Origin of the sequence: Enterococcus sp. DIV0724b (assembly GCF_050531475.1) — a bacterium.
In the GTDB taxonomy this organism is placed as follows: Bacteria; Bacillota; Bacilli; order Lactobacillales; family Enterococcaceae; genus Enterococcus_L; species Enterococcus_L haemoperoxidus.
On sequence record NZ_CP172890.1, the window covers coordinates 3,495,812 to 3,511,810 of the forward strand.

At 35.5% G+C, this 15,999-nt stretch carries 13 protein-coding genes; 3 read left to right on the forward strand and 10 right to left on the reverse strand.

All coding sequences use genetic code 11. From position 1 onward, the window contains the following. Positions 1-121: 121 nt before the first annotated feature. The 5 genes from IGJ02_RS16165 to IGJ02_RS16185 form a co-directional block, all read right to left on the reverse strand. Positions 122-880, reverse strand: a complete 759-nt coding sequence (locus IGJ02_RS16165; protein ID WP_430602713.1) for a class II aldolase/adducin family protein — start codon at positions 878-880, stop codon at positions 122-124. 6 nt (positions 881-886) lie between these two features. Continuing rightward, positions 887-1,147, reverse strand: a complete 261-nt coding sequence (locus IGJ02_RS16170; RefSeq protein WP_430602715.1) for a hypothetical protein — start codon at positions 1,145-1,147, stop codon at positions 887-889. Positions 1,148-1,173: 26 nt separating this feature from the next. Next, positions 1,174-2,529: a PTS galactitol transporter subunit IIC gene (locus tag IGJ02_RS16175; protein ID WP_430602716.1), complete on the reverse strand. Its 1,356-nt coding sequence runs from the start codon at positions 2,527-2,529 to the stop codon at positions 1,174-1,176. A gap of 96 nt (positions 2,530-2,625) precedes the next feature. Beyond that, complete coding sequence (locus IGJ02_RS16180; protein ID WP_010762161.1) at positions 2,626-2,928, reverse strand: PTS sugar transporter subunit IIB; 303 nt, start codon at positions 2,926-2,928, stop codon at positions 2,626-2,628. Continuing rightward, complete coding sequence (locus IGJ02_RS16185; protein WP_010762160.1) at positions 2,921-3,391, reverse strand: PTS sugar transporter subunit IIA; 471 nt, start codon at positions 3,389-3,391, stop codon at positions 2,921-2,923. The genes IGJ02_RS16180 and IGJ02_RS16185 overlap by 8 nt, the downstream gene beginning before the upstream one ends. Positions 3,392-3,589: 198 nt before the next feature. On the opposite strand from IGJ02_RS16185, the gene IGJ02_RS16190 reads away from it, so the two are divergent. Both IGJ02_RS16190 and IGJ02_RS16195 read left to right on the forward strand, forming a co-directional pair. Then, the gene (locus tag IGJ02_RS16190) at positions 3,590-4,348 is read left to right on the forward strand and encodes a DeoR/GlpR family DNA-binding transcription regulator (RefSeq protein WP_010762159.1); all 759 of its coding nucleotides are present in this window, start codon (positions 3,590-3,592) and stop codon (positions 4,346-4,348) included. Positions 4,349-4,413: 65 nt separating this feature from the next. Beyond that, positions 4,414-5,379: a 1-phosphofructokinase family hexose kinase gene (locus tag IGJ02_RS16195; protein WP_010762158.1), complete on the forward strand. Its 966-nt coding sequence runs from the start codon at positions 4,414-4,416 to the stop codon at positions 5,377-5,379. 71 nt (positions 5,380-5,450) lie between these two features. On the opposite strand, the gene IGJ02_RS16200 is transcribed toward IGJ02_RS16195, so the two are convergent. The 5 genes from IGJ02_RS16200 to IGJ02_RS16220 form a co-directional block, all read right to left on the reverse strand. Next, the gene (locus IGJ02_RS16200; protein ID WP_430602717.1) at positions 5,451-6,842 is read right to left on the reverse strand and encodes a M24 family metallopeptidase; all 1,392 of its coding nucleotides are present in this window, start codon (positions 6,840-6,842) and stop codon (positions 5,451-5,453) included. Positions 6,843-6,879: 37 nt separating this feature from the next. Then, positions 6,880-7,590 carry a GNAT family N-acetyltransferase gene (locus tag IGJ02_RS16205; protein WP_010762156.1) on the reverse strand — a complete coding sequence of 237 codons (711 nt, stop codon included), beginning with the start codon at positions 7,588-7,590 and terminating at the stop codon, positions 6,880-6,882. Positions 7,591-7,841: 251 nt separating this feature from the next. After that, positions 7,842-8,849: a GH25 family lysozyme gene (locus IGJ02_RS16210; RefSeq protein WP_430602718.1), complete on the reverse strand. Its 1,008-nt coding sequence runs from the start codon at positions 8,847-8,849 to the stop codon at positions 7,842-7,844. Between the two features lie 157 nt (positions 8,850-9,006). Further along, a complete protein-coding gene (locus IGJ02_RS16215; protein ID WP_010762154.1) occupies positions 9,007-10,053 on the reverse strand; it encodes a bifunctional transcriptional activator/DNA repair enzyme AdaA in 1,047 nt (348 codons plus the stop codon). Between the two features lie 15 nt (positions 10,054-10,068). Beyond that, on the reverse strand, positions 10,069-10,896 hold the full coding sequence (locus IGJ02_RS16220) for an isocitrate lyase/PEP mutase family protein (protein ID WP_430602719.1): 828 nt from the start codon (positions 10,894-10,896) through the stop codon (positions 10,069-10,071). Between the two features lie 763 nt (positions 10,897-11,659). Between IGJ02_RS16220 and IGJ02_RS16225 the strand changes: the two genes are divergently transcribed. Next, positions 11,660-15,961, forward strand: coding sequence for an LPXTG cell wall anchor domain-containing protein (locus tag IGJ02_RS16225; protein WP_430602720.1), 4,302 nt, complete (start codon positions 11,660-11,662; stop codon positions 15,959-15,961). Positions 15,962-15,999: the final 38 nt, after the last annotated feature.

A 15,999-nucleotide genomic window follows, 5' to 3' on the forward strand; every position in this document is an offset into this window, starting at 1 on the left:
ATGTTTCTTTCTATAGTATTGTTGAAAAAAATCCCTCTCTTATTTCTTGTAGTAAAAAGAAAAACAGCTAGTTTAAAACCCAAAAAGAGTCTTAAACTAGCTGCTTCATTTTATACATTATTTAGTCTCCGTCAGCCGTCATTTTAATTTTTTGATTGTAGATTGGTTCTCGGTTGATCAGATCATCGATTGTACCAATTTTAACTCCTTTAGAATAATATCCATCTAAGATACCTAATTTTTGGAAAATAGTTTGCTTATAGGCAATTTCTGCATTCCATTCCACCGTATCCAAAATTGCTAAAGCTGAATGGATTGCTTCCATTCCCGTTTCTCCACCTGTTGTGATCAATACACCGTGACTGTCTAATAAGAATTCATGCGGTAATGTTTTTCTCTCCATCGTTTTAATGTGATTACTGACAATTTCTGCTAATTCTTCCGAACAATTCGGTTCAAATTCCAGCACTTCTATATATTCTACTTTCTGAGTTGCTTCTGTTAAATTGGGCATATCCAAACCGCTAGTCGCCCAAAACATACTGTTTGGCGCATGGGCATGCAATACAGACTTGATTAAGGGATTGGCATCATAGACTGCTTCATGCATATTGATCTCCCTGGTCAAGCCGCCTTCTCCTGCAATAACGTTCCTCGTATGAGGTTCTACCACTAAAATCTGCGAAGGCGAAACATGCCCTAGATATGCTTGTGACATCATGGTAGGAGTCATGATAATATATTCCTTCCCCTTTTCATCCGTTGTTTTGAATGAAAAATTCCCTCCTGCAACGTTAGTGTTTTTACGCTCAAAAATCAGTTGTACAATTTTCGCCATATCTTCTCTTTCACGTTCAAATAAAATTCTTCCATCTGCCATGATTTATTACAGCTCCTTCTTCTTTTTTAATAATTTACCTGTTTGGATCGCTTCTTTGGCCGCATTTTGCACTACTTTATACTCTTCATATTTTTGTTTTTTTCTGTCATCGTATTCTTTAAAAAGCACTGCATTTCCGTTTTTATAAATGAAAAGAGAAAGGAGCATGACTAGTAAATACAATGGGACGATATTGATCGATAGCGCTAATATAAAAAGGAAACTATCTAAAAATAGTAGCGTCATCCATTTTCCTTTTTGGTTCATTTTATCCAGTCCCTTCAAGGCTTTAATCAATTTTCCACTTCATCATAACGTGCACTTGGAACAGGCTCTTTTGCCATATACTTATATAACCAGACAAACATTGCGATAAAGATAATGAATCCAACAATTGCCATACTATTCAAATTAGCTGCTTCAGCAAATAAAATTCTAAATTCTGGACCTTCAATGGATGACCAAGTAATACTTCCGCCCTTTAAATCGACTGCGCCAGTTTTTTTGGCTAAACCAGTTAAGACTGGTGCAAGATACGTTGCGCCATACAAATAAAGCGGCGTATAGATAATCCCTAACGTAATCATGCGATATAAGTTTCCGCCAGTCAGTAACAGTCCTCCAACTGCAATCGAATAGTTGATGATTCCAGCAAGTGGCAATACTTGATTGCCCGGTAAAATCATAGCATATCCAATGAACACCGGGACTAAGATGATCGCCGTCACCCAGATTTCAGAGCGTCCAGCTAAAATTGGCCAATCTAATCCTATATAGACTTCACGATCCTTAAACCGTTTTTTCATCATCTCTGACATCGCATCAGCCAAAGGAGAGAGTGATTGCATAAACATCTTACTAATCATTGGAAACAAGGCCATTGCTGTAGCAACTTGAATCCCTAAGTTCAGCGAACCAGAAATACCATATGCCGCGCCGAAACCAAGTAGCATACCAATAATAAATCCCATCACACTATTTTCTGAAAAAATTCCGATTTTCGCTTTTAATGCTGATGTATCTGCCTTTTTATTAAAGAATGGAATTTTATCCATCACAATATTAACTGGCAACATCAATACCGCAGAAATGTTCATTAAATGTGTTACAGTTACCAACGGAATACCTGTTAAATCCTGAATATGGCGTTGGAACATATCTCCCATTTTCAACTCTAAAACCACTTGAACAACTGCTGCGATAAAACCAGCAACGAGCGATCCACTGATAAAATAAACTAAATAAGCAGTCAACGCTTTGCCCCAGACATTCCACATATCAACGTTCAGTGTTTTCGTTAAGTTCAATAACAGCATAATAAAATTAACACCTAAAACGACCGCGAAAAAAACAAATGCATAAGACCAAGACCAGGTAATACTCGCTGCACCTGTCCAACCTAAATCAAGTGCTGGTAAACTGATTCCTGTATTTTTAGCCATCGCAACAGATGCTGGACTGACCGCATCAGACATAAACCCGATTACCATACTCATTCCAGTAAATGCAACCCCTAGCGTAATCGCCGACATAAAGGCTTTTTTCAATGGCATACGAGCTATTAGGCCAATAATCAGGATAATCAAAGGAACAAAAATTGCTGAACCAAGATTTAATATATAATCAATCACAGATTGAAAAATTCCCATCTCTTTTACCTACCTATCTATTTGTTTTTTTGGTATGATTAGTTTGTATTATTATTTAAGTGGAGTTCGGATTCGTCATAATCTGAGCTCCCGTTTTTATTTTCTCGTATCGTTAACGATTCCTTCATAAATTTCGTCAACACCCATGCCAGTCAAAAATGGAACCCCTGCATATACAGTAACCCCTAAATTTTCAGCTTCTTGCAATACTTCATCATCGGGTTTAGCAATATAAACATAAATACTAGCAGTTGGTAACTCTTGTAAAATCGACTTATAGTCGACAGCTTCTACTGGGTAATCAATATGATCTGTATCAAATTTACTTTTGATTTTTTCTGCTACCGTAGTACTTGTTGCTACACCACTACCACATGCTACAATTAATTTTCTAGCCATTTTTAACTTCCTCCCATTGTTTCATAAATAAGTTGAATAACTCTTCATTTTCTGTTGTCGCATTTAACGTTGACACAAATGCTTCATTTTGGAATAAGACCATTAATTCCTGCAATAAGCCTACTTGTTTTGAGGGTTCTTTGATTCCTAAGAAAAACAAATCTCTCACCTCCATTTCTTGATTGTCCCCCATTTGTTTGACCTTGATTGGCTTTGTTGTTCTAGCGACATATATGAAAGGCCTTTCAATATATTCCGTATCAGAATGAGGTAATGCAATATTAAGATATTCAGTGATCAATCCTGTTGGAAAATTTTTTTCCCTAGACTTAATCCCTTCCAAATATCCATTTTTCACATAACCAGCCGCTTGCAACCGCTTTGCAACCAGTTCAAATAATTCTTCTTCGTTACGAACTTCTACATCTAAATCGATTAAGTCCGGTTGGAACATCTCCTTCATCACTTTACTTCCTCCTCTATCCCTTTTAAATATTTAAACTTTTTGTGTTCAACTTTGTAAATGTATGTTAAACTTTGTTTATACAAAAAGAATACATCTTGTACAAAGGTTTGTCAACGCTTTCTTTCGATTGTTTTTTGTTCGTTTTACGTATAAAATATAAGAGATGAACATTTTCGAACAAAAAGGAGAACTTTTATGCTAAAAAGAGAGCGACATGCACATATTTTAGAATTATTGGAAAAAAGTACGTTTATGACTGTATCCGATATAGCAAAAGAACTACAAGTTTCTGAAATGACGATTCGTAGAGATATTAATGAACTAAGCGATTCTAATCAACTCGTTCGTTTATATGGTGGTGCACAAAAAATTGATAGAAAAGACAAAGAGCTAGCCACTCATGAAAAAATCAATCTACATATCGAGCAAAAAGAATATATTGGAAAAATCATGAACTCTTTGATCCAAGATCACCAAGTTGTTTTTGTTGGTGCAGGAACGACCATTCTATATGCACTGCCTTTTATCAAAAAACAAAATTTAATGATCGTTACAAATAGTTTGTTGGCGTTCAACTATATTATTGAGCACACTGACTATCGGATCTTGTTAACGGGGGGGGATTTTACACCGATCACAGAAGAATTTATTGGAGAGCACGCGGAGCAAACATTCGAAACGATCAATATCGATATTGCCTTTGCTGCAACGAATGGTATTTACAACAATAACGTAACGACCTCAAATTATTTAGAAGGTGGCGTTCAGCGCGCTGCTTTTAAAAACGCTAAGAAAAAAATTGTTGTAGCAGACAGCACAAAATTCAATGTTAGCGATGTCTATACTTTTTATAAGCTTTCAGATTTAGACTATGTGATCACCGATGATAAAATCGACGAGCAAACATTCAATTTTTATCAATCTTATGGCAATTTATTAAACAAAAAAAGTTAACTGGGTTTGATCTACTCTTTTCAGGAACCCAGATTAACTAGGGATCTGAAAGAGAGGAAATAACCATGATTTTAACAGTAACACTTAATCCATCAATGGATTCTATCTATTTTACAGAGACATTTGTTTTAGGAGAAATGAACCGTTGTAGTAACCCTGTCAAAGCTGTGGGTGGAAAAGGCATCAATGCAGGAAGAACTGCTGCAATTTTAGGTGCAGACGTAATAGCAATGGGGGTTTTGGCTGGAACAAATGGAAAATCGATTCAAACCGCACTTGATCAAGAACCATTTAAAACCGCCTTCCTCTCAATCAATGGTGAATCTAGAAATGCGGTCACGGTTATGGACCAAGAGAAAAACCAAACTGAAATTGTAGAGTTAGGTCCTGAAATAACAGAAGAAACAGCTCAAAAAATTGTAGCGACTGTGATTGATTTTTCATCTCAGCAAAAAGAACTACCGATTATTGCGTTATGCGGATCTGCAAACACCAAAAATGAGCGACTGTACCAGAATTATTTGTACCAACTAAATCATCAACTTGGATCGGAAATAAAAGTATTAACTGACCTTTCTGGAAAACAACTGCAACATGTCCTTAAAGGTACAATCAAGCCTTATTTTATCAAACCAAATATCCATGAGTTTTCAGAGTTATTGGATATTCCTATCCATGGTAAAAATGACGTGATCGAACATCTAAATCATCCATTGTTGAAGGGTATTCCGTTTATTTTAGTTTCTTGTGGTGGAGATGGTGCAGTGGCTAAATATAACGAGCGGATCTTTGATGTTATCATACCTACACTCGACATCATCAATCCAACGGGATCCGGGGACGCAACAGTTGGCGGTATTGCATTTGCTTTAGATCTAGGTCTTTCTATAGAAGAAACATTGCGTTATGGGATGGCTTGTGGAATAAGTAATGCTCTTGAAAAAGCTGTAGGATATGTATCCGTTGAAACGGTGGCAGCTTTGAAAGATAACATCATTTTACAAGAAACAGAACAAATGTTTCACGTGTAACAATACATGTTTAAAATAAAATAAGGAACCACTCTCCTATCTGAAGAGTAGTTCCTTATTTTTAATAATGATTAAACACGACGAAATGCTTGGTCTTTCGCCAAATAAAACGGTCGTAAATACCCAACTGTGTTAGACAATGGAATAATATCTTCACTTAGATCAATATTCAATACTTCTTTGATATAATTTTTTCTTATGGTTATTCGTTGCCATAGCTCTGGATAATTCTCTTTGATTTCTTTTTGTAAATTCGTATCAGCCAAAGCCACACACTCCTCGGCACTTACTCCTGTATAGCCCGTTACAGATGGAATAATATCGATTTGTAAAATCATACCACTCTTTAATCTCTCTTCTGACTCAGCGTAGATTGGGGAAGACATCCATTCTTCGTCTGATACTAAATGTCCAGGATTTAAATGCCAATGATACTCTGCTTTAGGAAAAGCAGTCTCGATTGCTTGATAAAGTTCCTTTCCAGCCATGCCAATTTTTATCGTTTCCAGCCATGTTACAACAGCTTGATAGTATGGTTTCGCGACTCTCTCTAAGTAATCATGCTGATTTACTGGAAGTTGTGTCTCACTTTCTATCACAAAACCTGTACGGCTAGATAGACCACCTTTGAATGCGGTCGTTAAAGATAATGGATCGCCTAATTTCACATGTTTATGCGTCGGATACACATTACCATATTCAAAACGCTGTCCAGTTGCGGCAATCGTTACAACGGTATTGGTTTGACCTTCAGCAGTCAATTCATTACCTAGTACAGCCTCAGTTACACCGATTTCAACGGCATCCATTGCATTCAAAATGCAACTAGATGATAAATTAGCACCATATTCATAATGTGCGATCTCATTTGAATTATTCGTCGTGCGTGCACCTTTATCTCCTCGAATAAATAGGTGCGCAGCATTTTTAAGCACCGCTTGCTCATCTTTACTTGTTAATAGTGCTTGAATAATAAAATAAGGAAGATCAAAATAAGTATCGTTGTCTGATTCATTTGTTGTAAACATTTTCCAGCCAACGACCCCGATTTTACTTTTTTTAGATAAATTGATTGTTTCAAAAATATCTTCCAGTCTTGCTTCATTATCCATCGGTTGATTTGGTAATGAAAACAACGGAGAATGGATTAATTGATTTTCGATTCGAGCAACTTTTGCCATTTTTAAGTTTTCATTTCCCAAAATCAATGTACAATCACCATTGACATCTAAAATAAGCAATCCTTCTTCAAAGCGTGGAATAAAACCTGTTAAATACTCAAAATTTCCACCATGCTCTTTATCTGCATAAAGTACTAGTGCATCAAACCCTTCTAATTTCATATTGTCCAATACTTTTTGCTTTCTCTCATCCATAGTTTCATCTGTTAAAAAAGTTGGAGCCACATCCATAAAGATCGTTGGTTTACAAATGTTTGTTAATTGAATTTCCGAATTATTCATTTCATTACTTTCCCTTCAAGTAAGCTAATTTTTATGCTCAACATTCATTCAGTGATTTTTTTTGCTCTCCGTCTGCAGTAAAGTTTGAGATAGACAACCATGATTCCAATTTAGACTTTATTTTGGGCCACTCACTTTCAATGATAGAAAACCACGCAGTATCACGATTGCGCCCTTTATAAACTATAGCGTTCCGAAAAACCCCTTCAAAAGTAAATCCTAAACGCAACGCAGCTTTTCGGGAAGGTTCATTTAACGCATCACACTTCCATTCATAACGTCGATAACCTAACTCATCTAATGCATAACAAGCCAAAAGGTACTGCGCTTCTGTCGCTATTCTGGTTTTCTTTAACTGATCAGAATAAATCACAAAACCAACTTCAACTGTTCCCTGTTCTCTATTTATCCGCATCAAAGCCAAAGTACCTACAGCTTTTTTGCTGGCTTTATCAATAATTGCATAATGAAATGGATCTTGTAAATGGCTGATCGATGTAAGATATACTGAAAAATCCTGCTTATTTTCAAATGATACTATTGGAATGTATGTCCAGTTCTTGGGATTGGTTTCTGGTCCATAGACATTATTGTATAAGTCTTCTAAATGTCTGCTTGGATCTATTTTTTCTAATCGACAATAGGTTCCTTCGAGGATTGTTTTTGTTGGATAATCTCTTGTAGACCAGTTGTTTACTGGGTAACTGATTGGTTGGTTGTATGAATTGTATTGTGTCCCTATTTTCATTTTATTTTCCCCCCATTACTACCTTTAGTGTATCAAAAAAAGACAACTAATTATACATATAGGTTTCCGCAGTTCTAACTTCTTTCCCATGTTTATTTCAAAGAAGTATGATCAGAACGCGAAAATTTAATAGTCAGTCCTTTAACTAAACTATTTATTGCTTCTACCAACACAGAGGGGAAAAATAAAAAGAGCAGACAATACTCAGATTTTCTCTGCCGTTTGTCCACTCTTTTTACTCATAATTCCAATTAACGCTTCTCTGAAAACAACGCTTGCGCAATCCCTGGTACGCCACACGGATCACCATAGTTCTTATGTGTTTGAATCACTGTATATTTTTTCCCTTGATACGTAACTTCTTCCCCTTGATAATACTGGATAGGCTTCGTATCCGTCCCAATCTTAAACTCAAGTGTATCTATAAATCGACCAAGATAATCCACATTCGCGTCAAATACTCCTGTCACACCTGAAAATTCCACTTGTGAACTCCATTGCCATGCAGCTGTATCGGAATGCAATAAATTTTCATTCGACGGTGTTTTCGGCCACTCAGCAACCCAACTATTTTCTTTTCCTAAAACTGGAAACTCTAACCAATTATTCGTAAACCAGCTTGCCATACTATAATGAATCACGTTCTTGAATCCGCGCTTATTTAATTGATTTTTAAAAGCAGTTGATGTGATCGTTACGTCTGCCGGGATCATTTCCCCTTCTTCTGCATCATTGACCATTATTGTATCAGGATTCAACCCAAGTTCTTCTGCAAAATCCGCAAAGTAATTGGCTTCCTCAACAGCCTTTTGCTCATCTACAAACCAAGAATAATGATACGTTGAAACAGTTAATCCTGCTTTTTTTGCATTTTCGATTTGAATCTTCGCAAAAGGATTTTTATAAGTTGTGTACTCTGTCAATTTTACGACGACACCTTTAACACCTTGTGTATTCATTTTTTTATATGAATCTACAGATATTTCACCATTCCAAGAAGAGATATCGATAAAGTCCGCTCTCGGAAGAGATTCCTGCGTGTAAGGTAGCGAAACTTGTCTCTTTTTTCTAGTAGATTCCGCTTTTTTTAAATTATTTCCCATAACATGATTATTTGATTCATTGATTCTTACACCTTGAGCAGATGCTTGCACACCCATAGAAAATAAAGCTGCACTGCCTAAACAGACGAATAATACATTTAATAACGTTTTTTTCAAAATAATTACCACGCTTTCTTTCATTTTATTGTATATCATTTTAACTTCACCTTTACAATAACACGTTTTTATAAATCTTTTAGCTCAGAATAGTAGCTTTTTTGTATTTTTTTGAATTAACATAAAATAACAACCGTTACTGAAAAATGCCCTTTTCCTCTGGCCAAAGGAAAAAGACATGCTTTTCATTTTATATTTAACGGTACTCCCGTTCATGTTTCAATAACCATTTTTTCCGCTCAATACCGCCACCATATCCACCTAAACTACCATCTGATTGGATCACACGATGACACGGAATAATGATTGCTAACTGATTCGCACCATTAGCATTCCCAACCGCTCGCATTCCATTAGGATTTCCAATTACAGCCGCCAATTCTTTATACGAAGAAGTTTCGCCACGTTCGATTTTCGTCAAAGCCTGCCACACACTTTTCTGAAAATCAGAACCTAGACACAAATAAGGTGTCTGAAATTTACCCAGCTTCTTTTCAAAATACAAACCTAATTCCTCTTTGATTTGGTTATTGATTTTTGTTTTTCCCGGAACGATTGAAGCATTCATTCGATTACGTAGCCGCTCGATTTCTCTTTCCAAGCCGCGTCGATCAACAAATTCCAGTAAATATAAATATTCATCGTCCGCAATACTCATCATTGGTCCAAGAATCGTATCGATCCAATCAGCAGATAAGCTCTTGATGTCTTTTGAATGTTTAGGATTTCTACCCATAATTTTTGAAAAAGCGTCATAGAATCCACTGGAAGAATCATAGCCCATATCCAATTGCGTATCGATCCGTTTTTCACCATTTTTGATTGATTTCAAAGCCATTCCCATTCTTCTTGAACGTGCATATTGAACAAATGTCATGCCATAAACCTTCTTAAATTGTCTTCTAGCCGTTATCGAGTGAATGCCCAACTCTGCAAAATCTTTATCTTTCCATCGTTTTTCTGGATTTTTTTCTACTAATTCGATTATTTGCTGAACCAAAGGCGGGATTTCTCTTGGGTAGGATAATGGTTTACAACGTTTGCAGGGTCTGTAGCCAGATAAAAGTGCATCTTCTGCCGTTTCATAAAATGTACAGTTTTCGTACTTCGGTTTTCTTGCAGGACATGTTGCATGGCAGAAAACGCCTGTCGATTTGATGCCAACAAAGAAAATACCGTCATATGAAGAATCTTTCGCCAACAGCGCTTGATAATACTGTTTTTGTTCTTTTTCACTGATCATTGGGCATTCCCCTATCTACTTTATTTTGAATAATTCAATAAGATTTTGTTTCTCATGTTGAACAATCTCTGCCAGTAACGACGTATAAAATGTATCTAAGTCACTATTTTCATGTTCATTATAAAGCATATAAATCGACGGACCAAAGCTGATTCTTGAAATTCCTATATTTAGATATTCTGCAACTGAATCTTCTTTAACATCCAGCATAATGTTGATCGGTAAACTCGTTTCACCTGTGATTTTCTTGATATGTTCTTTATTTTTTAAGCCTGGTACAAAAATACCATCGATTCCTGTTTTTTCATAGGCTTTGATTCGCGCGATCGTTTGGTTTAGTACTTGTTCATCTTGATTATTATTAGCAATATCTCCAATAAAATACTTATCGGTTCTCACATTGATAAACAAATCTTTTTTCATGAAGTTGAGTTTTTGTTTGATGCAAAGCAACCGCTCACTTTGCTCTTCTGTAGAATAAAGTGTCTCTGTATTTGATTTTCTATCTTCAATATTGATCCCGATAACACCGCTGTTTATGAGCGCTTCAGTATTCTTTTCCAGATCTGTTAAATTTTCGGCATATCCTGATTCAATATCTGCTGTGATGTAATTATTCCCCGTATCCATGTGTTGAATATAGCAAAGTATCTCATCAAAAGGCATATTTTCACCATCTTGATAACCATAATGATCAGACATTGCGTAACTGCCCGTTGGAATCAAGTTGATTTTTTTCTTTGTCAGTTCATTTGCGCTTGCTACATTCCAGATATTTAGTAGAACCAGTGGTTTATCTCTTTTGTGTGCATTTCTAAATTGAGCTATTTTATTTTCGTTCATTGATCGCCCATCCCTTCATTTTGTCTCTTTAGTTTACTGCGGATTAAAAGAAGGTTCTTTCGAAAAATGAACATCAATTTTTTATTTTGGGAATAGCAGGAATTAAGACTTCTTTGATAGCAAAAAAAAGACCCACTCTTTGGGGAAGAGTGGGAAAAGGAGTTAAAAAATGAAAAAGTGTTTTGTTAGGGTTGTTTGTCTGGTATGAATATATATTAACTTGAAATTATGACTATTTTGTGTTGAATTTGCGGTTTCTTTGATACGTTTGTTAGACGAAAATCTGAATTTTAAACACAAACGAGATACTAACTAAAGAAGGTACTATTTCTAGTCGTGTTATCAGCTATCGCTCTTTTTATAACAAACTGTAAAACTACAGTAAGAATATCTCACTCTAATTCAACAGCAAATGTCCTATTTCCATAACTCAAATGATTACATAAATCAAAGAAACAATCTATTAAATGATTTAGCTCAGTAAATACATATTATATCGTTTTTATATTCGTATTTTAATTATTATCTATCAAAAAACTTATGCTTATCTGTTAAATGAATTCACTTCTTTTTTGTTATTTACCATAAAAAAAGCATCTCCTTCGTTGTTATTTATCAAAAAATTAGAATGATACAGAAAAATATGATAAATAAGTTACTTTTACCTGTTGTATAATTACATTTATGTAAATATAAGTTCCTTTAAGATTTTATATTTTTACCATATGAACATTATTAAAAAAAGGAAGGTACGTGTGCTTTAATGAATGATTCATGTAGAAAAGGTTCGTTTAAATTTTTATTGTATTCGAGTACGCTTGTCATAGCAGCAAGTAATTCTGTACAAGGATTGGCCGCAACGCTGGAACAGATACCACCATCCTCATCAGTTCAAACGATTTTAGAAAAAGATTATAAGACTGTATTACAGGACTACACCCAGGCAAAAGAGGAATATGAGCAAATAAAAGAACGTTACGACATTGCATTAAAAGATTATAATACATCGAAAAGTGAAGCAGACAAAACTTACAAAACTGCAGATGAACTAAAGACAGCTTTAGATGAATTAAAGGAAACCTATCAAACACAGCTAACAAAATTTGAAGAAGCTAGTAAGAATTATGAAGTAAGCAGGGCTACATATGAAACAAACAAGTCTAATTATGAAGCACATATTGAACACTATAATACAGCCAAAAATGCTTACGAAACAGAAAAAATACTTTATGAACAATCAGAATCAACATTTACGACTATGCAAAATGAATTTCACGATGCTCGAACAAAATATGAAGAATTAAACGAAGATGCGGAGAAAAAAAGAACAGACTACGAAACCCTACGTATCGCATATGAAAATAAACAAGAAATCTACAACGAAGCCGCGGCAGCTTACACAACAGTTCGAACTGCCTATAATAAGGCAAAAGATACTTATAATACCCAATTGAATGACTATAACATACAAAAACTATCTTATGAGAATCTACTTAACACTTATACTACTAAAAAGACAGCTTATGATGCTAAAGCTAAAGAATTTAATCAGGCAACTATATCATACAGTACATTAAAAACAGAACTTGAAACTGCTAAAAATGACTACTCTGAAGTCAAAACAGAATATGATCAAGTGCTCAAAGAATATAACGTACTATTGACAGAGTACAACAAGGCTAAAGAAAGTTACCTAGCGGATAAAGTAGCTTATGAAAAACGGCTGTCCGAATTGAACACCTCAATAAATAATTACAAGAGTAAACTTGCTGAGTATAATAAAATCAAAAACGATTATCAAACAACGAAACAAAAATACGAAGAAACAAAGACTAATTATGAGACTCTATCACAGCAATTAAAAGAATTAGCGAGTCAATACGAAGCAGAACGCACAACCTATGAAACCAAAAAGACAGCGTTTGATCAAAAAACGAAAACATATGAAGCAGCTAAAACCACATATGATCAACAAAAATCTGAATATGATGGGAAACTTGCTGCTTACGACACAGATTTGAAGATTTATAATGAAAAACGAACTGCAGCAGAAGCTCTTCTAAAACAATATGAAGAAGGTACCGTGGAATATTCAACGGCACTAGCGGCATACACTGAAAATAATAATCGTTACAATGAAGTGAATAAAGAATATCAGCAAGTAAAAGAACAATCTGACTCGCTAACTGCTTTATTCAAAGAGGTCAAAACAAGTTATGAGACTGCAATAAGTGCGTTCCAAGTCATTACTAACGCTTACCAGTCTATCAAACAAACATACGATTCCCTTGTAAAACAATGTGATCAAGCAAAAATTGATTATCAGCAAGTAGAAAAAGAGTATCAAACCATCAGTACTAGCTATACTCACGTAATGAGTGTCTATGCTGAAACAGAAACAGCTTATAAAACTACACTTAAAGAGTCTGATGAAGTAAAAGCTCAATTTGATCAAGTAAAATCATCCTATGATACTATCTCAGATAAATTTACAATTGGATCAGAAATTTTGAGCACGACCGAAACTAACTACATTGAGGCAAATAAAACATATGAAGCTGTTACCCAAAAATATGAACTAGCTCGCGCAGAATATGATCGGCTTTTCCCAGAATATCAAGCACTAAAAAATGAATTAGCACAATTAAAGTCAGAGCTTTCACAGACAGAAACAACTTTTGTAGATTTAGGAAAAATATTAGAAACAACTCAAAAACAATACACTAATTTAAAAACACAATATGCTGAAACAATGGCTGATTTCGCAGAAGTTAAAAAGCAGTTTTCTGATCTAGGAGTAGTTTACACAACTGCGAAAACAGCTTATACAGCTGCAGCAGAAGCAATTTCAAAAGTAAAAGAAACTTTTGTATTACGAGAAAAAGAATATGCTGATTTAGCTGCTTACTATACTCGTCTTAAAACTAAATACGAAGAAACTCTGGAAACCTATAACACAACTTCGGACATGTTAGTTGAAGTTACAGCTGAACAAAAGGTACATGAAGCTGAGTTCATTACCATTTCACAAGAATATAAAAGCTTAACAGAATCCTTTACAGCAATTAAGTCTGAGTACGATGACGTGAATACAGCATACAAAACTGCGAATGATGCGTGGAAATTAGCTGATGCTGCATATCAAGGTGCAAATGGAAAACTAAAAACACTTAAAGATGACTATGATGCTGCTCTTAGACTCTTTAACAGTCTACAAACTAAATATGATCTTGCTAAAGAAAGCTTCAGTACAGCTGCAAAACCTTATGAAGATGCACTTGCTGCTTATGAAAATGCTGTTACTGCCGAAGAGCAAATTAATGCTGCGGTTACTAGTATGGAGCAAGTATTTAAAGGTTTTCCATCTGATAAAATCACAGAAGCGAATCTTGATAATATTCCGGCTGACTTAGCAGTATGGCTGACTACGTATGATACAGCAAAACAAGCACTGGATAAGGCATTGAATGAATCATGGTTGTTTATTGAGGACTATCAAGCAAAAAGTGATGCCTACAATCAAAGCTCAATTGCCCCTATAGATTTAACTGATAGATTAGGAATTGTTTATAATCCAGAAGATTTTAAAGAAGTATTGATAGCATATATTGATGATGCTGAAAAAGTAATGAAGCAAACTGTTACTAATGTTAATGCATTCAAAACAGTCATCCAAGCAAATATTGATTATAAAAAAGAATTTCAAGAATATTTAACTGGTTGGCAGCCTGGAAATATAGGAGATCCTAATAAACAGCAAGAAAAGTGGTTATCTATTGTAAATGCAACAGTCAATGTTGATTTTAGTGGTCTAGGTTATTCTGATGATGATTTAGATTCGATGAACACCACAGCTGAATGGGACGAAATCGTTTCAGCATACGAAAATCAAGGTGCAGATGCTGTAGAACATTTAAAAAAATATGCAGAATATATACTAGGTGTATCTGATAGATGGACCGCAGCACATGATGATATGCTTACTGCTATAGATGATTTTGAAAAAATCACAGGAGAATCTATTACAAAGCCAACTACCAGCAACAGGCTTGCATTGGGAGCTGTTGGAGTAGCTGATGAAGCTGATCGCGTTTACAACAACAGTTTTTCAGCTCTTCAAAACGATCCATATGACGCAAATTCTGGAGAAACAGTTCTTGGGTGGTTAGGTGGGCAAGGTGTCGGTTCTGCAATGAATTGGCGCATTAGCGGTCAGTCCAGGCCCTCAGAAGTAAAAATCCCAGGATTTAAACCTAAAGATTTAACCATTTCCTTAGGTACTTTGAAAGTTCTTGAACTCACAGCTCCAGTAATTCCAACAGTACCCGATATGCCCGGAAATCCTGTAGAGCCAGAGGGAATCAACACTCCTAAAAAAGTAGATTCTGTAGCAGAACCAGTGAATCCAGCAATTGCACCTTCTGCAGCTTCAACAAATAGTTTCACGGGTATCACTGGAATTGATCTACCAACACTAACACAGGATCACGCATCTACTCCTCCTGATTCAATTATAGAATTAGGTACTTCTGAAGACATCACAGATGTGGAATTAGATAGTGAAGAAGCCGAAGAAAGTATTCAACCTGACGCTCCTGTGGAGTTAAATGATCTAGAAGATATTACTAACGTAGATCCACTGGAAAAGCCTAAAGAACTAGAAAAAGTACCTGAAGTGGAAAAACCAGTTATTCCAGAAGTTACGGCGCCAGAATCGGCAGATCCTGCAGAAGCTCCAGTAGAAAAACCAATTGAGATTACTACGCCAACAAAACCTAAAACAGTAGAAAATCCTATGCCAGTAAAACTATCTAATACTCCTGAAGCGTTGGAAGGGCCTAAAAAGAAAGCTGAAGAAAAGGTTTTACCAATGACTGCCAGTACTAAAACAACTACCATCGCAGATTCTTCAAAAACGAAACTTCCCAATACACGTTCTGGAAGAAAACTGCCAAATACCGGAACCGAAACGTCTCTGATGGGACAAGGAGTGGGCGCCTTTGTGACAGGAGCAGCTGGATCACTTCTTTTCTGGAAGAGAAAAAAAGGAAAACATAGTAAATAGATTTTGATTTTCTATTTATCTAGTACTATATTAGTTAA